17 protein-coding genes are annotated in these 20047 nt (G+C 61.0%); 13 read left to right on the plus strand and 4 right to left on the minus strand.

The window, feature by feature from the left end; all coding sequences use genetic code 11:
* Nucleotides 1-33 precede the first annotated feature (33 nt).
* Nucleotides 34-2232, plus strand: a complete 2199-nt coding sequence (locus A6A03_RS12715; RefSeq protein WP_066788899.1) for an SH3 domain-containing protein — start codon at nucleotides 34-36, stop codon at nucleotides 2230-2232.
* Between the two features lie 79 nt (nucleotides 2233-2311).
* Here the strand turns inward: A6A03_RS12715 and A6A03_RS12720 are convergent, their stop codons facing one another.
* The gene (locus tag A6A03_RS12720) at nucleotides 2312-2749 is read right to left on the minus strand and encodes a hypothetical protein (RefSeq protein WP_066788901.1); all 438 of its coding nucleotides are present in this window, start codon (nucleotides 2747-2749) and stop codon (nucleotides 2312-2314) included.
* Nucleotides 2750-2876: 127 nt separating this feature from the next.
* On the opposite strand from A6A03_RS12720, the gene A6A03_RS12725 reads away from it, so the two are divergent.
* The 3 genes from A6A03_RS12725 (at nucleotide 2877) to A6A03_RS12735 (ending at nucleotide 6416) form a co-directional block, all read left to right on the plus strand.
* A complete protein-coding gene (locus tag A6A03_RS12725; protein WP_066788903.1) occupies nucleotides 2877-3605 on the plus strand; it encodes a GIDE domain-containing protein in 729 nt (242 codons plus the stop codon).
* A 146-nt stretch (nucleotides 3606-3751) separates the two neighbouring features.
* Nucleotides 3752-5233, plus strand: a complete 1482-nt coding sequence (gene guaB / locus A6A03_RS12730; protein WP_066788905.1) for an IMP dehydrogenase — start codon at nucleotides 3752-3754, stop codon at nucleotides 5231-5233.
* Nucleotides 5234-5249: 16 nt separating this feature from the next.
* Nucleotides 5250-6416 carry a diphosphomevalonate decarboxylase gene (locus A6A03_RS12735; protein WP_156525337.1) on the plus strand — a complete coding sequence of 389 codons (1167 nt, stop codon included), beginning with the start codon at nucleotides 5250-5252 and terminating at the stop codon, nucleotides 6414-6416.
* Nucleotides 6417-6594: 178 nt separating this feature from the next.
* Here the strand turns inward: A6A03_RS12735 and A6A03_RS12740 are convergent, their stop codons facing one another.
* Nucleotides 6595-7956, minus strand: a complete 1362-nt coding sequence (locus A6A03_RS12740) for a glycerate kinase type-2 family protein (RefSeq protein WP_066788907.1) — start codon at nucleotides 7954-7956, stop codon at nucleotides 6595-6597.
* Entirely contained in the window at nucleotides 7949-9031 is a 1083-nt protein-coding gene (gene ychF / locus A6A03_RS12745) for a redox-regulated ATPase YchF (RefSeq protein WP_066788940.1), read from the minus strand. Before ychF ends, A6A03_RS12740 begins: the two co-directional genes overlap by 8 nt.
* A 397-nt stretch (nucleotides 9032-9428) precedes the next feature.
* Here ychF and A6A03_RS12750 point away from each other — a divergent pair, with 397 nt between their 5' ends.
* The 7 genes from A6A03_RS12750 (at nucleotide 9429) to A6A03_RS12780 (ending at nucleotide 17526) form a co-directional block, all read left to right on the plus strand.
* On the plus strand, nucleotides 9429-10088 hold the full coding sequence (locus A6A03_RS12750) for a cytochrome c3 family protein (protein WP_066788909.1): 660 nt from the start codon (nucleotides 9429-9431) through the stop codon (nucleotides 10086-10088).
* Nucleotides 10089-10172: 84 nt separating this feature from the next.
* A complete protein-coding gene (locus A6A03_RS12755) occupies nucleotides 10173-13262 on the plus strand; it encodes a TAT-variant-translocated molybdopterin oxidoreductase (protein WP_066788912.1) in 3090 nt (1029 codons plus the stop codon).
* A gap of 2 nt (nucleotides 13263-13264) precedes the next feature.
* The gene (nrfD, locus tag A6A03_RS12760; RefSeq protein WP_066788914.1) at nucleotides 13265-14737 is read left to right on the plus strand and encodes an NrfD/PsrC family molybdoenzyme membrane anchor subunit; all 1473 of its coding nucleotides are present in this window, start codon (nucleotides 13265-13267) and stop codon (nucleotides 14735-14737) included.
* 12 nt (nucleotides 14738-14749) lie between these two features.
* Nucleotides 14750-15289: a DUF3341 domain-containing protein gene (locus A6A03_RS12765; protein WP_066788916.1), complete on the plus strand. Its 540-nt coding sequence runs from the start codon at nucleotides 14750-14752 to the stop codon at nucleotides 15287-15289.
* Between the two features lie 9 nt (nucleotides 15290-15298).
* The gene (locus A6A03_RS12770) at nucleotides 15299-15916 is read left to right on the plus strand and encodes a c-type cytochrome (RefSeq protein ID WP_066788918.1); all 618 of its coding nucleotides are present in this window, start codon (nucleotides 15299-15301) and stop codon (nucleotides 15914-15916) included.
* Between the two features lie 17 nt (nucleotides 15917-15933).
* On the plus strand, nucleotides 15934-17169 hold the full coding sequence (locus A6A03_RS12775; RefSeq protein WP_066788920.1) for a hypothetical protein: 1236 nt from the start codon (nucleotides 15934-15936) through the stop codon (nucleotides 17167-17169).
* Nucleotides 17170-17187: 18 nt separating this feature from the next.
* Nucleotides 17188-17526, plus strand: coding sequence for a hypothetical protein (locus A6A03_RS12780; protein WP_066788922.1), 339 nt, complete (start codon nucleotides 17188-17190; stop codon nucleotides 17524-17526).
* 49 nt (nucleotides 17527-17575) lie between these two features.
* On the opposite strand, the gene A6A03_RS12785 is transcribed toward A6A03_RS12780, so the two are convergent.
* Nucleotides 17576-18037, minus strand: coding sequence for a GIY-YIG nuclease family protein (locus A6A03_RS12785; RefSeq protein ID WP_066788923.1), 462 nt, complete (start codon nucleotides 18035-18037; stop codon nucleotides 17576-17578).
* A gap of 93 nt (nucleotides 18038-18130) precedes the next feature.
* Between A6A03_RS12785 and purD the strand changes: the two genes are divergently transcribed.
* Both purD and purN read left to right on the plus strand, forming a co-directional pair.
* Nucleotides 18131-19375: a phosphoribosylamine--glycine ligase gene (gene purD, locus A6A03_RS12790; protein ID WP_066788943.1), complete on the plus strand. Its 1245-nt coding sequence runs from the start codon at nucleotides 18131-18133 to the stop codon at nucleotides 19373-19375.
* A 3-nt stretch (nucleotides 19376-19378) separates the two neighbouring features.
* Nucleotides 19379-19999, plus strand: a complete 621-nt coding sequence (purN, locus tag A6A03_RS12795; RefSeq protein ID WP_066788924.1) for a phosphoribosylglycinamide formyltransferase — start codon at nucleotides 19379-19381, stop codon at nucleotides 19997-19999.
* Nucleotides 20000-20047: the final 48 nt, after the last annotated feature.

Genomic DNA, 20047 nt, shown 5'->3' on the forward strand with positions numbered 1-20047 from the left:
ACCACTTCCGCCGCTCAGAGTATGGTTACATCCATGCCCTTCCAACCTGCGATTGACGAGCAATTAGTGATCGACGGGATCAGCTATCAGGTATGCGCCCATCCGGCCATACCCGGACGCCCGTTTGTGCAAGAGGGTCAAAACAGCCGGGTGGTTCAATTGCGCACTGCTGGCGGGTTTGTCGCGCTCAAGGTGCAAACCCAACTTTGCGAGCCGTCGTTGATCCAGCACGCGCAGCAATTGCAGAGCGTGAGCAGTATTCCCGGCTTGCAAGCAGCACGCCGCATGATTATTACCGCCGCTAACCAACCAGCATTGGTCACAACGCGGCCTGAACTCGACTATGCCATCCTGATGCCATGGGTGTATGGCCCGCCGTGGCAAGAATTGATCCATCACCGTCGCCCGCTCAGCCCTAGCCAAAGTCTGGCGCTAGCCCGAGCACTAACCAATTTGCTAGTCGAGATCGAGCAACGCGGCCTTGTGCATGGCGATCTACAATCCGCCCATGTGATGCTCCCCGGATTGATCGATCCCGCCGCCGCCGCACCGGTTGCGCTCGTCGATCTCGAAACAATGCATGGCGCCGGCGTGCTCCGCCTCCCGATGCCAGCGCCCACCAGCCCGTACCAGCACCCGGTGCCGGCGCAGGGATTGTCCGCCGATCGCTTCGGCGGCGCGTTGCTGATCCTTGAATTGCTTGGCTGGTGTGACGATGCCGTACGCGCAGCCGCCGCGACGGATAGCTTCTTCACGCCCGCTGATCTGCTGCAACCAACCGAACGCTACCATACCCTCCGCGACGCACTTGCCCGCCGTTGGGGGCTAGGCCCAGCCCAAATGCTCGATCGGCTTTGGCAGAGCGCGACCCCGCTGAATTGCCCGCTCCTCAAAGAATGGCAAGCGGTGTTGCCCTCGCCGAGAATGGCTGCCGCCGAACCGCAAGCGCCAGCCACAATTTCCCCATCGCTAACCGACCCGATCGCGCCTCTGATGAATGATGCCGCTGCGTTGCGCACTCACGGCCAACTAGCGCAGGCGCTGACCGTCTACCGTTCGGCGCTCGACCGGCTGCCTGCAGACGATCCGCGGGCCAGCGAGGTGATGCAAACCATCGACACGATCGAACGCGAATTAGCCCAAACCAGCGCCACGCCAACCCCTCAGCGCGATCTACATTGGTCGGCGCCGGTCGCCATCGGCGTCGTTACCATTATCTTGCTCGTTGTGCTGGCCGCGATTGGCCTCAACCGAGTGGCAACACCTTCGCCAACGCCGGTGACTGCCAACCCGGCCATCGTGACGGCGATTCCTTCTCCTACTCTATCACCTTCGCCTACGCCAGCGCCAACCAGATCGCCGATTCCGATCCAGTCATTCCGCGTTGATCGCATTTTTCCCATCGACCTCTTCACCGGCGCGACTCCGCTTGAGTTTACCGTCCAAGGTTCAGGCCTATCCGCCGTCCGCACGGCAACACTGCGCGCCGCCGGCTATGATCCAGTTGCCCTCGATATCTTGGCCGGCAGAAGTGACAACGAATTACGCTTGCGCATCAGCACCCTGAACATCCCGCTCGCTGGTTCGGCGCCCTTTACCCTCGAACTCAATGGCACACCGGTGCCCGGCGCTGCTGTCACCCTGCGCGACTATAGCAGTGTGCGCGTGGTATCGGGTGTGCGTCCCGATTATCGCTATACCGGACGGATTGAAGAAGATGCCCAAGGGGCGTTTACCCGGATCCGGGTTGAACCATCGCCTGAAAGCGCCGTAACTGAGCCGATCCGCAACGGTGATGAAGTAGATATTTTGAGCGAACAACCGGCTGGTTGGTACCGGGTGCGCATTCGCACCAGCACCGACTCGGGTCTGATCGGTTCGAGCGGTTATGTCGAGCGCTGGTTGATCGACAATACCGGTGTGCCACCCCCGCCAACCCCAACTGTACCGCCGGAACCACCCCGGCTGCGCTTTGTGAAACTGAACGAGAATGAAGATACGCGCTGCATCTTGATCCAGATTCGCGGGATTAATACCGCCGGCTGGATCGTGTCGATTGACGGCCTGCGTCTCAGCGGCGCGTTCGACTCCGGAGGCAATGCCCGCGTCTGCGGTTTGCGCCCGCGCCAAGAGGTGACGTTCACCGTGCGCGACGAGCAGGGTGCGCCAGTGCGCGGCGGCGTTGGCGTGCCTACCCGCGGCAGCGATGTGATGTTTGCTGAGTGGCGGTAGGGATAAGGGAGGGATCCGTAAGGGCGGGTTTGAACCCCGCCCTTACGATCCAGTATCTTGGCAACCTACATTCAGCCACTCACACCAGATGGCTATAATCCGCGTGCGGTTCCGCGGCGGCCGGATTGAGCTTATCGACTAGTACCTCTTCCAGTACCGTGGCGGCAATCGGCAGCAGCGGCACTAGGCTGAGATTGTACCGTTCACTGGCCTCGCCCTCTAACCGCAACACCCGCTGCCCAAAGAAGATCAGTCCCGGTAACGAGGCGGGCAGCGCCGCCAAGACAATCCCGCGCGGCACCCACCGCTCACGAGGTAATTTGCCGATCAACGCCTGTCCAATGGTGACAACCAAGAGCGTATTGAAGAGTAACCGGGTGTGCTCGAACGTGCTTTCGTTGCGCAAACTCAAGTAGGGAATCTTTGGCCAAAACTGGCGTGAGTTGCCGTGCAGAATAATCATCACGATCACATTAGCAACGATGAAGCCGAGGGCATGTAAAATTCGTTTGAGCATACATCACACTCCTTCACAATGCCGCACTGTGTTATCCTCATCATAGCATCTCGATGCGCCGGAAAAAAGACGTTTCGCTTCACCGCAACCATAGTTATGAGATTTATACTCAGCAAGGAAGTCTCGCATGGCATCACTGATCTTGATTGGCAGCGGCATCCTCGCCATCCTCGGCGCAGCGGCGCTGGCCGCCGTTGCCTATTGGCACGACCGCCGGCTCGCCGCTATCCAGCAGACCCCAACATGGCCGGTCGGCGATCTGCTCGATCGAGTGCGCGCCGGCTTACTGTCCATCGGCGCCGCTGTTGAAGTCACCGGTATCGCCGAAACGCAGACGTCGCTCCGCGCGCCCTACAGCGATACGCCGTGCGTTGCCTTTCGCTATATGGTGCATGAAGAGCGCGAACAAGCTGCGGGCCGCGCTTGGGACGGCAAGCAAAAAAAGACCGAAACCGCCTTCGGCGACGACTATACCCAGTCCGTGCCTGAGTTTCAGGTGCGCGATCCCAGCGGCGCGATCACGATCGTAACCGCCGGCGCCAGTTTTGATCTGCGGGAAACCGTTGCTCGCTACGAAGAAATGACCGGCCTCGGCGGCAGCGAGCGCGAAATCTGGCGCCAAGAATGGGCGTTGCCGGCCGGCAGTCCGGTCTTTGTCCATGGCTATCTCCGCCAACTCGGCGCTAACCCGCAGATTGGCGCCGATCCCCGCCAACGCGGGCCGTTTCTGATCTCGTTTCAGCCAGAACGATCCTTGCACCAGCATCTTGGCCGCCGCAGCTTGTTGTTCTATGTGTTGGGTGGCATCGCCGCCGGCGCCGGCGTGGTCGCCATCGTGATCGGCTTGCTCGTTTGACGACATGGGCCGTTCAGAGTATAGTACAGGCGAGATGATATGGGTGCGCTTGCCGTCACCTGTCGTTTGGAGTCAGCAGTCGTTGCTATTCCCCTGCGCTGGCCGCGGGGGTTTTTTGTACATCACTACATTGCACGGAGGAATGTATGGGCATCGCTTGGGAGGAAAAATTTGCGCGCGAAGGGCTGACCTTCGATGATGTCCTGCTGATACCGGCTGAGTCGAATGTCTTGCCCGCGACGGTCGATGTGAGCACATGGCTTACACGCAACATTCGCCTCAATATTCCGATCGTCAGCGCCGCGATGGATACCGTCACCGAGCACCGGCTGGCCATCGCGCTGGCCCGCGAGGGTGGCATCGGCATTATTCACAAGAATATGCCAATCGCCCAACAGGCCGAGATGGTACGTAAGGTGAAACGGTCTGAGAGCGGGATGATTACCGACCCCATCACCTTGCCGCCCGATCGCACCGTCGGCGATGCGCTCGATTTGATGGCCGAATATAAGATCTCTGGCGTGCCCGTCACCACCGCCGATGGCGATCTGGTCGGCATTATTACCAACCGCGACCTGCGCTTCGAGACCGACCGTAATCGCCCCATCCGCGAGCTGATGACCTCGCGTAATCTCGTAACCGTGCCCGAAGGCACCACCCTCGAAGAGGCCAAAGAAGTCCTCCACCGCCACCGGATCGAGAAGGTGCTGGTTGTTGATGAACGCGGCAAGCTGAGTGGGATGATCACCGTCAAAGATATTATGAAGCGGATCGAGTACCCCAACGCTTGCAAAGATGATATGGGACGGCTGCGCGTCGGCGCAGCCGTTGGCGTTAGCGGCGACTATCTCGAACGGGCTGCTGAGCTGGTGCGCGCCGGGGTCGATGTGTTGGTCGTCGATACTGCCCACGGCCATTCGCGCGGCGTGCTCGATGCGGTCGTCAAGCTGCGCGAGCTGTTCCCCCGCGTCCAAATTATCGGCGGCAATGTCTCGACCGCTGCCGCTACCATTGCCTTGATCGAGCGCGGCGTTGATGGGGTGAAAGTTGGGCAAGGCCCCGGCTCGATCTGCACCACCCGCGTCGTGACCGGCGCCGGCATGCCGCAGATTACCGCCATTTATGATTGCGCTCGCGCCGCCGAACCCTACGGGATTCCGATCATCGCCGATGGCGGGATCAAGTATTCGGGTGATATTCCCAAGGCGATTGCCGCCGGCGCTCATAGCGTCATGATCGGTTCGATCTTCGCCGGCACCGAAGAAAGCCCCGGCGAGCTGATCCTCTACGAAGGCCGCAGCTACAAGAGCTATCGCGGTATGGGCAGTATTGGCGCGATGCAGCGCGGCGGCGGCGACCGCTACTTTCAGACCAACGTTACCGAAGCGCGTAAACTAGTAGCCGAAGGCATCGAAGGCATGGTTCCGTTCAAAGGCCCGCTCAGCGACACCGTCTACCAACTGGTCGGCGGTTTGCGCGCTGGGATGGGGTACGCCGGCGCACCGAATATCGAAGCCCTCCGTCGCGATGCCCGTTTCATCCGCATCACTACTGCCGGCCAAATCGAGAGCCATCCGCACGATGTCGTGATTACCAAGCAGGCGCCGAATTACGGCGGTCGCCAGTAATGAAGAGGTATGCGCCGTGAATGAGTCGTTGATCCCAAAAGGGTTCGCCGATCTGGTCGGGCCGATGCGCACGGCTCACGAACGCATCTTGGCCGATCTGCGCCACCACCGGATCGAACTGCCACCGCCGCCGCATCTGCCGCCGGCCCGCGCGCAAGGCATCGCCGCCGCCCGCGCGTACCCAATGCAGGGGGTGCTGAAATACCACGGCCTCAGCGACTGGACGCAACGCATCGCCTTTTTGCCTTCAATTTCGCTCAATAACGCCGCGGCTCACACAACAACGCTGGTTGAGTTCGATCCGGCCCTATCCGCCGATAGCGCCATTATCGGCGGTAAACCGGCGCAAGGCCGCGAGCTCGAACGGGTCGTCACGGTGCTTGATGCCGTGCGTGAGTTGGCCGGCGTTACCAGCCATGCCCGCGTCGTCTCGCGCAATGTGCTGCGCACCCGCGTCGCCGGTAAAGGCTTGGGCACTAGCGCCTCGGCTGCCGCCGCATTGGCCTGCGCGGCGGTCGGGGCCCTCTTTGGCCCTGAATTGGCCGGCCACACCCGCTTTATCTCCACCCTCGCCCGCCGGCTGGCTGGCTCTGGCTGCCGCAGCGCCGCCGGCGGCTTGGCCCTCTGGCTCAGTTACCCCGGCATTCCGCCCTCAGAAAGCTTCGCTGTCCGCCTTGACCAAGACCACGAGCTGGAGGATGTCGCGCTGATTACGGTACCGATTGACTCGCGGGTCGGTTTGAAGACCGAACAGGCTCATCACGACGCGCCGAACAGCGTCTTCTTCCGCGCGTGGATGCGTTCGCGCGGCGAGGAGGTGCGCGAGTGCATCGCCGCTGCCCGCCGCGGCGATTGGCAAACCATCGGCCAATTGGCCGAACTCGACAGCATGCGCCTGCACGGCGTCACGATGTCTGGTTCGCGCGAGCAGAAGATTATTGGGTGGGAGCCGGAAAATATCACGCTGTTCCGGCTGTGCAACGATCTGCGCGCCCGTGGCGTGCCGGTGTATGCGAGCACCGATACCGGCCCGACTGTGGTCTTCATCACCCGCCGCGATCTCGCCCCCTCGGTGACAGCGGCTATCCACGATTTGGGCTTGGGGTTAGAAACCGTCCAAGCTCCGATCGGCGGCCCAGCCCATCTGATCTCGGTGGAAGAGGCGCTCAGCGAGCTGTCGTAGGCGCAGATACATCCGGTCATTGCGCGGGCGCGTAGGCATATAGCACGGCTGTATGCCTGCCGCCCGCAACAATCGTATCCCTAGCCCCTAAAACGATAGTCCAATCTGGCAAACGCGCTGCAATCGTCACTGATCTGCAACGGCGCAGCCAGCGCTTCAGCCAGCAATAATCCTGCGCCTACCCTACCACCACCAACGCTAAATCATTCACATTCGTGCCGGTCGGGCCGGGCCGCAAGAGGTCATCAAGCGCGGCAAAGAAGGGGTAAGCGTCGTTGCGGCGCAGATGGTCGAGCGGATCAAGGCCCAAGGCCCGCGCTCGCGCTACCGTCGCACCGGTCGCCACCGCGCCGGCGGCATCGGTCGGGCCATCGCCGCCATCGGTGGCCAGCGCAATCACCGCCGCATCGGCCAAACCCGCTAACGCCAGCGCGGCACTCAGCGCCAACTCTTGATTGCGCCCGCCAAGCCCCGTTCCCCGCAGCGTAACGGTCGTTTCGCCGCCAGCGATCACACAAGCCGGACGAGTTAACGGATGGCCATTGGTGGCAATCTCACGGGCAATCGCGGCCAGCACCTTCCCTACCTCGCGCGCTTCTCCTTCAAGCGAGGTGGTAAGCAAGAGAGCATGAAAACCGGCGGCCTGCGCTGCGGCCAAGGCAGCCTGCGCCGCTTGCGCATTGCTCCCGATCAATACATGCTGCCCCTTCGCCAACACCGGATCACCCGGCTTGAGCGTCTCTGGCTGTTCGCCGCGCGCGCCTGCCGTCAGATAGGCAAGAATGGCCGGCGGACACCGATCGCGCAACTCGTAGTGATCGAGCAGCGCCAACGCATCGGCAAACGTAGTCGGATCAGCGACCGTTGGGCCAGAGGCGATCACGTCAAGCGGACTCCCAACCACATCTGAGAGGATCAGTGTGATCAGCGTCGCCGGGGCCGCTAACCGGGCCAACCCGCCGCCTTTGAGCCGGTCAAGGTGCTTGCGCAGGGTATTAATCGCGCCAATCGGTGCGCCGCAGGCGAGCAATTCGGCGGTCAATCGCTGCAGATCGGCGAGGGTGACGCCGGGAACCGGCAGATTGAGCAAGGCTGACCCGCCACCCGAAATCAGGGCAATGACCAGATCACGTTCATCGGCTTGAGCCAAGAGATCAGCCATCTGCTGCCCGGCAACAACGCTGCGCTCGTCAGGGGTCGGATGGGCCGCCTGCACGAGTGTCACGCCGGGAATCGCTGGCAACGGCGCACCGTCGTCTTTCACCACGACGATCCCGCCGCTGAGCCGGTCGCCCAGTGTAGCCGCCGCTGCTTGCGCCATCGCGGCCCCAGCCTTCCCCGCGCCCACCAGCCACACCCGCGCAAACATGCGTAGATCGTAGCGACGCTCGCCGGCGATCAACCAGTCGCCTTCGCGGCGCAATGAGACGGCTGTGGCTTGGACTGGATCGACCGCAGCCAATGCAGCCGCCATCACCTGAGCCACAGCCTTGCCCCACGGCGCTGATCGTAACGAGGCCGTGAACAACCGCTCAGACATTGAAGAGGAAATGGCAGATGTCACCATCTTGGACGATATATTGCTTGCCTTCCATGCGCACGTGACCGGCCTTCTTAGCTTCGTGCATGCTGCCGGCAGCAATCAGATCGTGGTAGGCCACAATTTCGGCCCGGATAAAGCCGCGCTGAATATCGGAATGGATCACCCCCGCCGCTTCGACCGCCGGCGTGCCACGCGGGATGGGCCATGCGCGCACCTCATCGGGGCCGGCAGTGAGGAAGCTGATCAGTCCCAGCAAGCCATAGCTCGCCTTAATCACCCGATCGCGGGCCGGGGCCGTAATGCCGAGGTCTTCCATAAACGCGCGCGCCTCTTCATCATCGAGCTGGGCCAGCTCGGCCTCGATCTTGCCACAGAGCGGCTCGACCGCGCTGTTGCGATGCGGATACGCAATCTGCGGCGGATGGGCAATATCCGCTTCACCAATATTCGGCGCAATCAGCATCGGCTTGGCGGTGAGGAACTGGTAGCCGCGGATCATGCGCGCCTCGTCGTCGGTCAGCTCTAGCGCGCGGATCGGTATCTCGGCTTCGAGGGCCTCGCGCAGCCGCTGCAACAGATCGCGCTCAGCGGTGCGCAGTTCTTTCTCTTTGGCCGGCAATTTCGGAATCTCGGCGTTGAGCCGGTTGAGCCGGCGCTCGATAATGCCCAGATCGGAAAAGGCCAATTCCAGATCAACCGCCGCAATATCGCGCTGCGGATCGACCGAGCCGTTGGGATGGGGAACGGCTGGATCCTCGAACGCGCGCACCACGTGCAAGAGGGCATCAGCCGAGGCAATATAGTTCAGCAAGACCGGCGGCAAGCCGCCGCCGGCGCGACCGCTGCCACTGAGACCGCCAATATCAACGTACTGGACATCGGCGTAGGTAATCTTGCGTGGTTTAAACATCTGCGCCAGCACATCGAGCCGCGGGTCAGGCACCTTCACCGTCGCCAAATTCGGCTCAAGCTGCCCCGATGAATAGGCCGCCGTCTCGGCATGGCCGCGGGTCAGCGCATTAAAGACCGTTGTTTTGCCACTGTTGGGCAAGCCAATAATTGCTATTTTCATCGCCACTTCCTCGCGCGGTTCTTCCCATTGCTGCACACTATACCATAAGTTGCCGGCGCCCCTCCTGCTTCCTTCCCACCGCATATTTGCGAAGCTTGTCACAAAATTGCAGACTGTTTGCACAAAAAATTGTGGTACTATAGATGAAGATGAGCCCATAACCACCAAGTTCTGTCACCATGGCGTGACAAAGGATGCGAGGTATGCCGCGCGCACAGCTAATGCACAATATGCAAAAACATGTCACCTAAACCACGTTGTTAAGTTCGCATTTTCGGCATTACATTAGGCAAGAACGATGTTAGCGCGTCCGAGTATTTGACGCAAAAGCAAAACGGTTCTATAATACCGGCAGGCTCACACCGTGCAGTTCGCTTCCTGAACAGGGTAACGCAGCATGGCACAGATCTTCCCCCGCAATGCCAACCTTCTGGCTCGCCTAAGCATCTTCGCGCTCGTCTTGCTCGTCGTTGAAGGCATCCTCATTCTCGGCGTTTACTTCCGCTCCAACTACTTCCGGCAAGTAAACGTGGCGATCGAACAGCCGGTGGCGTTCAGCCATCAACTCCACTACAACATCGTCGGCATCGATTGCCGCTACTGCCACGTTTCGGTTGACCAATCGTATTTCGCCAATATTCCGGCAACCGAAACCTGCATGACCTGCCACTCACAGATCAAGACCGCCAGCCCGCTGCTGGAAAAGGTGCGCGAGAGCTACGCCACCGGCAAGCCGATCGAGTGGGTCAAGGTGTACGACCTGCCCAATTTCGTGTACTTCAACCACTCGATCCACGTCAACAAGGGCATCGGCTGCTCGACCTGCCACGGGCAAGTGAACAATATGCCGGTGGTCTGGCAGCAGCAGGCGCTGTATATGGGTTGGTGCCTCAACTGTCACCGCAATCCTGAATTGTACGTCCGGCCACGTGAAGAGGTCTACAACATGGATTACGTGCCGCCGTCGAACCAACTGGAGATCGGTCGCCGGTTGGTGGCGGAGTACGGCATCATGCCGCCCGACCAATTGACCAACTGTTACGTGTGCCATCGCTAAGCCGCTCGACTGCGTGCCGCCCCGTTTCGGACGGCACGCCTATGTGCCCGCTGGATTCATTAGCAACGGTGGTGGTAAACAACCATGACACAGCAGCAACCTGACCTCGAGGCCATTCGCGCTCAGTTGCGCGACGCGCGCGGACCGCAGTTCTGGCGTTCGCTCGATCAACTGGCCGATTCGCCGGCGTTCCGCGAACTAGTGGAGCGCGAGTTTCCGCGCGGCGCGAGCGAGATGAGCGATGGAATGAGCCGGCGCACATTCCTGAAGCTGATGGGGGCCTCGTTAGCCTTGGCTGGCGTGACCGCCTGCACCTATCAGCCGCGCCAGTATATCGCGCCCTTTGATCGCCAACCGGAAGGCCGCATTCCCGGTGTTCCACAATTTTTCGCCTCCACGCTCACCCTCGGCGGTTATGGCGCTGGGGTGCTGGTGCGCTCGAACGAGGGGCGCCCGACCAAGGTGGAAGGCAACCCGCGTCACCCGGCTAGCCTTGGTGGTACCGATCTGTTTGCGCAGGCCGAGATTTTGACGATGTATGACCCCGACCGCTCGACAACCGTGTTGCGGCAGGGGGTGGCAAGCACGTGGGCCGAGTTTACCGCGACGCTGGCTAATGCGTTGACGGCAGCCCAAGCGTCACAGGGAGCCGGTGTGCGGCTATTGACCACCAATGTCACATCGCCATCGCTGGCTGCGCAGATCGAGCAGTTTTTGCAGGCCTATCCGCAGGCGCGCTGGTATCAGTACGAGCCGGTCAACCGCGATAACGTGGTTGAAGGCGCGCGCCTCGCCTTTGGCCGCGATGTCACCACCCGCTACGATCTGTCGAAGGCGCTGGTCATCGTCAGCCTTGACGCCGACTTCCTTGCCCCCGGCCCCGGCTTCGGCGCGTATGCCCGTGCCTTCGCCGATGCGCGCAAGGTGCGCAAGGGCAGCAGCGAGATGAACCGGCTGTATGTGGTTGAGGCGAGCCCGTCAACCACCGGTACCGCCGCCGATCACCGGCTGCAGCTGCGCGCCGATGCCATCGCTGCCTTCACTGGGGCATTGGCCCACGAATTGGGGGTTGGCGGCGCCCCGGCTGAGCTTGGCCCAAAGGCGGAAGAGTTCCTGAAAGCGATCGCCAAAGACCTCGAAGAGCATCGGGGCCGCGCAGTGGTGATTGCCGGCGATCAGCAGCCGCCGGTGGTGCATGCCCTTGCCCACCTCATTAATGCTGAGCTTGGCAATGTCGGTCAAACGGTCTTCTACCACGAACCAGTGGAAGCTCGCCCCACTAACCAGACCAACGATCTGGTGACGTTGGTCAGCGAGATGGCCGCTGGCCGGGTCGAGACCTTGATTATGATCGGCGGCAACCCGGTCTACAATGCCCCCGGCGACCTCCGCTTCGCCGACCGGATGGCGACGGTGCCGCTGACCATTCACCTGAGCCAGTTCGTTGACGAGACGTCGGTGCGGGCCACGTGGCATATTCCGCAGGCCCACCCACTCGAAAGTTGGGGTGATGCGCGCGCCTTCGATGGCACCGCCAGCATTGTGCAGCCGCTGATCGAGCCACTTTATGGCGGGAAGACGGCCAACGAGTTGTTGGCGGCGATGCTCGGCCAACCTGATGCCGAGAGCTACGATCTGGTGCGCGGCTATTGGGAAGAGCAGATCGGCAAGACGAATTGGGAGATCGCGCTGGCGACCGGCGTGATTGCCGATACGGCGGCGTCGGTGATTACGCCAACCTTGAACGAAGCCGCTATTCGGGCAGCCGAGATTCCGCAGCCGGGCAGCGGCGTCGAGATCGTCTTCCGGCCTGACCCATCAGTTTTCGATGGCTTCTATGCAAATAACGGTTGGCTGCAAGAGCTGCCTCGCCCGCTCACCAAGCTAGTCTGGGATAATGCGGCGCTGATGAGCCCGCGCACGGCGATTAAGCTGCTTGGCCTGCCCTTTAACGCTGACCGGCTGGTTGGCGGTGAAGAGGACGATCGCCAACGCCAAATCTACCTCGAACAACTCTCGAAGGTGAATGGCACGATTGCCCGCATCGAATACCGCGGCGGAGTGGTCGAGCTGCCGATCTGGCTGCTCCCCGGCCACGCCGAAGACTCAATTACGCTGAACCTCGGTTATGGCCGCACCAATGCTGGCCGGGTCGGCAATGGCGTGGGGGTTGATGTCTACCCCATCCGCACCAGCGATAGCCCGTGGTTTGGCGCCGGCGCGCGCGTGACTAATACCGGTCGCACCTACTTACTAGTCAGCACCCAAAACCACTGGACGCTGGAAGGGCGCGATATTTATCGCGTCGGCGAGTTTAAGAAGTTTAAGGAAGACCCCAAGTACATCGCAAAAGAGGTGTACAAAGAAGAGTATGGCCGTGAGTCACCCGGCTATCTCTCGTTGCAACCCGGTGATGATTACGCCGGTCGCAATGCGTGGGGCATGACGATTAATCTCAACGCCTGCATTGGCTGCAACGCTTGTGTCGTCGCGTGCCAAGCCGAAAACAACATCGCGGTCGTTGGCAAGGATCAAGTCTCGCGCGGGCGTGAGATGCACTGGATCCGGATTGATCGCTACTACGCCGGCGACGATTTGGATAATCCTTCCACCTACATGATGCCTGTCAACTGCATGCAGTGCGAAAAGGCGCCATGCGAGGTTGTCTGCCCGGTTGCGGCCACCGTTCACGATTACGAAGGTCTTAACAACATGGTGTATAATCGCTGTGTCGGCACGAAGTATTGCTCGAATAACTGCCCGTACAAGGTGCGGCGGTTTAACTTCTTGCAGTACAGCGATACGACGACCGAGACCTTCAAGCTCGCGTTCAACCCAGATGTGACGGTGCGCATCCGAGGTGTGATGGAGAAGTGTACCTACTGCGTGCAGCGCATTAGCGGGGCGCGCATTGCTGCCAAACGCGCAGCGGTGCAGGCTGGCCAATCGTCGTATGTCATCAGCGATGGCGCCATTCAGACTGCCTGCGAACAGGCATGCCCGACTGGTGCGATCGTCTTTGGCGATATTAACGACACCACCAGCCGCGTCGCCAAGTGGAAGGCGGAAGGGCATAACTACGGCCTGCTCGGCTTCCTGAACACGCTCCCGCGCACGACATATCTGGCCCGTGTCCGCAACCCGTCTGAGGATCTAGAAAAGGTGGAAGGCTAGCGATGGCACAGGCGCAACCACTCCGAACCCGGCCCGTCGATGACGGCGAAGCCTATCTGCTGCCGGGGGAAACCTACACGTCGATCACTCAAAAGATCGGCGATGTCCCGTTAACGCCGCCGCTGAAGACCCCAAAGGGCTGGCTGGCCGGCTTTAGCGTGGCGTTCTTCTTGCTGATGATCTTCTTTGTGTCGGTGACGTGGCTGTTCATCCGCGGCGTCGGTATCTGGGGTATTAATATCCCGGTCGGCTGGGGCATGGACATCATCAACTTTGTGTGGTGGATCGGTATCGGCCACGCCGGTACGCTTATCTCGGCCATTCTGTTGCTGCTCAATCAGGGTTGGCGCAACTCGATCAACCGCTTCGCCGAAGCGATGACGCTGTTTGCGGTAGCGTGCGCCGGTCTCTACCCGATCCTGCACCTTGGCCGGCCGTGGTTGTTCTACTGGTTGATCCCGTACCCCAATACCCACGGCATGTGGCCGCAGTTCCGCAGCGCGTTGGCGTGGGACGTGTTCGCGATCTCGACCTACGCCACGGTGTCGCTGGTGTTCTGGCTGGTCGGTCTGATCCCCGACTTCGCGACCCTGCGTGATCGGGCCAAGAATATTTGGGTCAAGCGCCTGTATGGCATTGCGGCCCTCGGCTGGCGCGGCTCGGCCCGCCATTGGCACCGCTATGAGATGGCCTCGATCCTGCTGGCCGGTCTCTCGACCCCGCTGGTGGTCTCGGTTCACTCGATCATTTCACTCGACTTCGCCATTTCGCAAGTCCCCGGCTGGCAAGTCACGGTCTTCCCGCCCTACTTCGTGGCTGGCGCCGTGTTTGCCGGGTTTGCGATGGTGTTGTTGTTGATGATCCCGGTGCGCACCTTCTACGGCTTCGAGAATTACATTACCCTTCACCACCTCGATGTGATGGCGAAGGTGATGCTTGCCACCGGTATGATCGTCGTCTACGGTTATTTCATGGAGGTCTTCGCCTCGCTCTACAGCGGTAATGAGTACGAGGAATACCTCCTCTACAACCGTATGTTCGGGCCAAGCTCGTGGGCCTACTGGGGCCTGCTCTTCTGCAACGCGGTGGCAATCCAGCCGCTGTGGTTCAAGAAGGTGCGCCAGAATATCCCAGCCTTGCTCATCATTTCACTCATTGTGAGCGTAGGCATGTGGCTTGAACGCTACGTGATCATCGTGATCTCGCTCGAACGCGACTTCTTGCCCTCGTCGTGGGGTCTCTACATTCCGACGATTTGGGATTGGTCGCTCTACCTTGGCACCTTTGGGCTCTTCTTTACCCTGCTCTTCCTCTTCATCCGCGTCCTGCCGATGATCAATATCTTTGAGATGCGGTTGTTCCTCCATCAAGAACAGGAGAAGGCGAAGCGGCGGGCAGAGCATGGCGCGCATGGGCACGGGCACGGGCACAGCCACGAGCACGGTACGGCCCACGGCACAGCCTCGGCAGACTAGGGGAGTGATGCGATGCGAAACGATGTCTACGGCGTGATGGCTGAGTTTCCCACGCCAGAAGCCTTGATTGAAGCAACCCGCAAAGCTAAGGCGGCGGGCTATACCAAAATGGATGCCTTCTCACCCTTCCCGATTGAAGAGGTGATCGAGGAGATTGCCCACGGCGATACGGGTGTGCCGCGCTTGGTGCTGCTGTTTGGGCTGATTGGGGCGGCGACTGGTTTCATCTTGCAATACATCGGTAATCTGATCGATTACCCGCTGAATATCGGCGGTCGCCCGCTTGATATTACCAACTGGCCGGCGATGATCCCGATCACCTTCGAGAGCGGTATTCTGCTGGCAGCGTTTGCGTCAGCGATCGGGATGGTGGTGCTCAACGGCCTGCCGGCTCCATACCACCCGGTCTTTAATGTGCCCCGGTTCCAGTATGCGTCGCAAGACGCCTTCTTCCTGTGCATTGAATCAACGGATCCGCTGTTCGATCGTTCGCGCACTTCGCAGTTCCTGCGCTCGCTCAACCCGATGCAGGTCTCCGAGGTCGCATACTGAGGGAAGCCCATGCAGACGCCTCGCCTAACAACGCGCATGATTCGCTTCGGTTGGATCGGCCTGTTGGTGTTGCTGCTCACTGCCTGCCATCAGGACATGTACGATCAGCAGAAGTACACGACCTACGAGCCGAGCAGCTTTTTCGCCGATGGCCGCTCGTCGCGCCCCAACGTGCCGGGCACGACGCCGTATGAGGTGGTAAAGACCGATGAGTTTCTCTACACCGGCCTGATCGATGGCAAAGAAGTGGATGCAATGCCCTTCCCGGTGACGAAAGACTTGCTGCTCCGCGGGCAACTGAAGTACAACATCTACTGTGCCGTCTGCCACGGCGAGTCGGGCTACGGAACGAGTATGGTGGCTGAGCGCGGCGGCATTGTGCCGGCCAACTTCCACCAGCAGCGTCTGCGTGAAGCGCCGCTGAGCCACTTCTTTGTGATTATTACGAATGGCGTGTACCGCGGCGACCCCAATAACGGCGGGTATCAGTCGATGTATAGCTATGCCTCGCGCATTACGCCGGAAGACCGCTGGGCGATTGCCGCTTATATTCGGGCTTTGCAGTTGAGCCAGAATGCGACCATTGATGATGTGCCTCCCGCCGAACGCGCGCGGCTGGGGAATTAGGCTGGAAGGTTAGACACATGGCGACGACAAGTCTTTCACAGACCCGCATCCCGCAGCTTGGGCAGGTGCAAGTTCTCGGTCTGGCCGCGGCTGTGATTGGGATCGGTGTGCTGGTTGCGGGTTATTTTCTCAACCCAACCTCGTTTTTTGAGTCGTATATTTACGGCTACTATGTGGCGATGACCATCCCGCTCGGCTGCCTCGGCTTTCTGATGGTGCAGCACCTGACGGGCGGCGCATGGGGCGTCACCGTGCGGCGCATGCTCGAAGCCGGCGCGGCGACGCTGCCGATCATGGGTCTGCTCTTTATCCCGATTGCGTTGGGCTATTTCGACACCTACAAGTCGTTGGGCCTTGCCCATCCGCTCTACGAGTGGGCCAACCCTGAGATCGTGACTCCCGGCGGCGCCGAGTTCGATCCAATTATCGCGCACAAGGTGCCATGGATGAGCCCGCTGTGGGTGACGGCCCGGATCGCGATCTTCTTTGTGATCTGGACGGCGCTGGCCTACACGCTGCGCGGCTGGTCGCGCCAGCAAGATGCCGGCGGCGACGCCAAGAAGCTGGCGACCCGTATGCGCCGGTTGAGTGGCATCGGCGTGGCGTTGTTCGTCATCACCGTGACCTTCTTCTCGTTCGATGTGGCGATGTCGCTCGACCCGCACTGGTTCTCGACCATCTACGGCGCGCACTACATGGCCAACGCGGGTTTGATGACGCTGGCTTTCTTGGCGGTGATGATGAGCCGGGTGCGCGATGCGAGCCTCTTCCGCGAGTATGTGTCGGTGAAGCCGATCCACGACATTGGCAAGCTGATGTTCGCCTTTACTGTGCTGTGGACGTATATGTCCTACGGCCAGTTGGTGATTATCTGGTCGGGTGATGTGGCCGAATTTACGCCGTGGTATGTCCACCGCACGCAGCACGGCTGGGTCTTTGTGGCGCTGGCATTGATGCTGTTCGCCTTCGCGCTGCCCTTCTTTGTGCTGCTGTTCCGCGGCACCAAGCGCAATTTGAGCACACTGGCCACCATCGCCGGCTGGATCATTGTGATGCGCTTCGTTGATATGGCGTGGATCGTGCTGCCAGAGTTCCGCGAGCATCTGTGGGATATTACTATCACCGATGTGGCAGCACCGATCGGCCTGATCGGTCTGGTGGTAGCCCTGTTCGCTGCCAATGTGCAACAAGCGCCGCTCTTGCCGCTGCGCGATCCCAATATGGAGCAGTTGCAGAATAGTGGCCATCACTAACGCGGAGGAGAGACACGTATGAGCTTTCGCCCGAACTATTCGGCGCCACGGTATGCACCACCGCGTCCGATGCAAGCGGCCCGTCCGGCGCCCGTGGCCGCCGAACCGCCGCTCAGCCGCTTGATGATTGCGAGCTTAATGGTGTTTCTTGTGCTGAGTCTGGTGGTGTTGCTGGCCGGTCGAGTTCCGTTTACGCCGCAGCCAGCCCCGGTAACGGGCAATACGTACCGCAGCTACGTCACCGAAGCCCGCACGTTGCTCAACAGCTATGGCTATACGCTGGAAGGCAAGGTGCATATCCCGATTGATCGGGCGATGGATCTGATCGTCGAGCGCGGGTTGCCGGTACGGCGATAGACTGGCGACGATCTACGGCAGGTAGCAGGGGCCGGTTTGAAACCGGCCCCTATCGGTTTGTTTGGCGCAATAGATCGGCAAGATGCGCCACCGCTTCCGCAGCATAGAACAGATGCCCGCCGCATCCGGTATCCGACGCGCCAAAATGCGGGATTGGCCGGCTCAGCTCTGGCAATCCGGCGAGGGCGGCGCACCAGCGGCATTCCAGCCGTTCAGCGGCCACTGCGGCCCACATTTCCTGCAATGCGAGATAAGGGCGGAGATAGTCGATATGCCAATGCGCGCGTTTCTCGACTTCGCTATGCCGGCGGAGACGCGCCGCCAGTCCCCCCGGCCCAAATGCGCTCCCGACGTAGTAGTAATGGCCCGGCGCAAGATCGAAACGCCCTAACTGCCCAATCGCAAGCTGGGCCAGCGGTTGCGCCAACCAGAAATGAAGCAGATAGGTGCCCCGTGCCCGTAGCGCCGGTATCTGCGTGATCAGCGCTGGCGATACCAAGAAGATCTGCATCAAAGACCTCTTTTTGCCATCTAATCGCAGCAACCATGCTATACTGAACAGCAATTGTACGGCAGGACGCCGCTCAGTGTGATTGACAAGCCTATGAACGTATTACTGATTGGTTCCGGTGGCCGTGAGCACGCACTGGCATGGAAGATTGCCCGCTCACCCAACTTTACCAAACTGCTCACCATTCCCGGCAATCCCGGTACCGGACGGTATGGCCGGAACGTCCCCTTCCCGCTCAACGATTACCCGGCCTTGATCGATCTTGCCCGCCAAGAGCAGATCGATCTGCTCGTTGTTGGCCCCGACAACCCGCTGGCAGATGGCATCGTTGATGCCTTTCAAGCCGCCGGCATCCCGGCGTTTGGCCCCACCGCCGCTGCTGCCCGCATCGAAAGCAGCAAGTCCTTCGCCAAAGAGATCATGGCTGCGACCGGCGTCCCTACTGCCGAGAGCCACGTCTTTGCTTCGGCGGCGGCAGCGGCTGATTTTGCTCGCGCCAGCGGCAAGGCATGGGTGGTCAAAGCAGACGGTCTGGCGCTGGGCAAGGGGGTGATCGTCGCTGAGACGGTGGAAGAAACCCTCGATGCGATTGCCAAGTTGAGCACGATTCCTGCCGGCCACCATCTCTTGCTCGAAGAGCGGCTGTACGGGCGCGAAGTATCGGTGCAGGCGCTCTGCGACGGCGAACGGCTGTGGCCGCTCCCGCCAGCCCGCGACCACAAGCGGCTCGAAGAGGGGGATCGCGGCCCCAATACCGGCGGGATGGGAGTGATTGCGCCGGTTGATGAGGTCACGCCGGCCTTGCTCGACGAAATCGTCAATCGCTGTATGCAACCGGTAGTCAACGAGTTGGCCGCGCGCGGCACACCGTTTCGCGGGTTGCTCTATGCGGGCATGATCCTTACCGCCGACGGGCCGAAGGTGCTGGAGTTTAACGCCCGCTTTGGCGACCCGGAAGCGCAAACCGTCTTACCGCTGCTCGAAGGAGATTTCCTCGGCGCGTTGTACGCCTGCGCCACCGGCCAATTGAAGCCTGACACGTTGCGCCGGCGCAAAGGCTACGCGGTCTGCGTGGTCTTGTGCGCGGCTGGCTACCCCGGACGGCCACGCAAAGGCGATCTCATTCGCGGCGTCGAGGCGCTCGATGAGGATCAAGTGCTCGTCTTCCACGCCGGCACTGCGGTTGGCCCGAACGGCCTCTGCACGGCAGGCGGGCGGGTGTTGGGGGTCACCGGTCTCGGCTCAAGCTTGCGGCAAGCCCGCGAACGCGCCTACGCCGCCGCCGACCAGATCCGCTTCGAGGGCAAGCATTTCCGCCGCGATATTGGTCAGGAGTAGGGTGTGCCAAGCATTGCGGTGTTGTTGAGCGGCAGCGGCAGCAACTTGCAGGCGCTGCTCGATGCGCAGGCTGCCGGTGAGCTGGCCGGCGAAGTGACGTTAGTAGTCAGTGACCGCGCCCAAGCTTATGGTTTGCAGCGGGCGCTTAACGCCGGGATTGCCGCCGCGCACGTGCCGCTCAGCGCGCCGCGCGGCCCGCTGCGCCAACAATGGGAACGGCGCTTGGCCGGCGTGGTCGCTTGCTTTGAGCCAGACCTGATCGTGCTAGCCGGCTTCATGCGCGTGCTCTCGGCAACGTTTCTCGAACAGTTTCCCAATCGGGTCATCAACCAACACCCGGCGCTCTTGCCTGCCGATGGCGGCGATACTGTCACCACCAGCAGCGGCATTGTGATTCCGGCCCTGCGCGGCGCGCACGTGGTGGCCGACGCCATTCGCCTTGGCCTGCCGGTCACTGGTTGCACGATCCACCGGGTGACGCCGCGGGTTGATGATGGCCCGATTTTGGCCAGCGCCGAAGTGCCGGTGATGCCCGGCGATACGGTCGAATCGTTGCACGAACGGATCAAGGCGGTGGAGCGGCGGTTGATCGTGGCCACCGTGAACCGGTTGTTGGGGGGATAAAACACGGCGGGGTAGGGGCGCAGCGTGCTGCGCCTAGGGGCGCAGCAC

Source organism: Chloroflexus islandicus, from assembly GCF_001650695.1.
In the GTDB taxonomy this organism is placed as follows: domain Bacteria; phylum Chloroflexota; class Chloroflexia; order Chloroflexales; family Chloroflexaceae; genus Chloroflexus; species Chloroflexus islandicus.

Excerpts from the sequence above, each read along its gene's own strand:
- A6A03_RS12715 (WP_066788899.1), top strand. The coding sequence starts at position 34 with ATGCCCTTCCAACCTGCGATTGACGAGCAATTAGTGATCGACGGGATC.
- A6A03_RS12720 (WP_066788901.1), bottom strand. The coding sequence starts at position 2,749 with ATGCTCAAACGAATTTTACATGCCCTCGGCTTCATCGTTGCTAATGTG.
- A6A03_RS12725 (WP_066788903.1), top strand. The coding sequence starts at position 2,877 with ATGGCATCACTGATCTTGATTGGCAGCGGCATCCTCGCCATCCTCGGC.
- guaB (WP_066788905.1), top strand. The coding sequence starts at position 3,752 with ATGGGCATCGCTTGGGAGGAAAAATTTGCGCGCGAAGGGCTGACCTTC.
- A6A03_RS12740 (WP_066788907.1), bottom strand. The coding sequence starts at position 7,956 with ATGTCTGAGCGGTTGTTCACGGCCTCGTTACGATCAGCGCCGTGGGGC.
- ychF (WP_066788940.1), bottom strand. The coding sequence starts at position 9,031 with ATGAAAATAGCAATTATTGGCTTGCCCAACAGTGGCAAAACAACGGTC.
- A6A03_RS12750 (WP_066788909.1), top strand. The coding sequence starts at position 9,429 with ATGGCACAGATCTTCCCCCGCAATGCCAACCTTCTGGCTCGCCTAAGC.
- A6A03_RS12755 (WP_066788912.1), top strand. The coding sequence starts at position 10,173 with ATGACACAGCAGCAACCTGACCTCGAGGCCATTCGCGCTCAGTTGCGC.
- nrfD (WP_066788914.1), top strand. The coding sequence starts at position 13,265 with ATGGCACAGGCGCAACCACTCCGAACCCGGCCCGTCGATGACGGCGAA.
- A6A03_RS12765 (WP_066788916.1), top strand. The coding sequence starts at position 14,750 with ATGCGAAACGATGTCTACGGCGTGATGGCTGAGTTTCCCACGCCAGAA.
- A6A03_RS12770 (WP_066788918.1), top strand. The coding sequence starts at position 15,299 with ATGCAGACGCCTCGCCTAACAACGCGCATGATTCGCTTCGGTTGGATC.
- A6A03_RS12775 (WP_066788920.1), top strand. The coding sequence starts at position 15,934 with ATGGCGACGACAAGTCTTTCACAGACCCGCATCCCGCAGCTTGGGCAG.
- A6A03_RS12780 (WP_066788922.1), top strand. The coding sequence starts at position 17,188 with ATGAGCTTTCGCCCGAACTATTCGGCGCCACGGTATGCACCACCGCGT.
- A6A03_RS12785 (WP_066788923.1), bottom strand. The coding sequence starts at position 18,037 with ATGCAGATCTTCTTGGTATCGCCAGCGCTGATCACGCAGATACCGGCG.
- purD (WP_066788943.1), top strand. The coding sequence starts at position 18,131 with ATGAACGTATTACTGATTGGTTCCGGTGGCCGTGAGCACGCACTGGCA.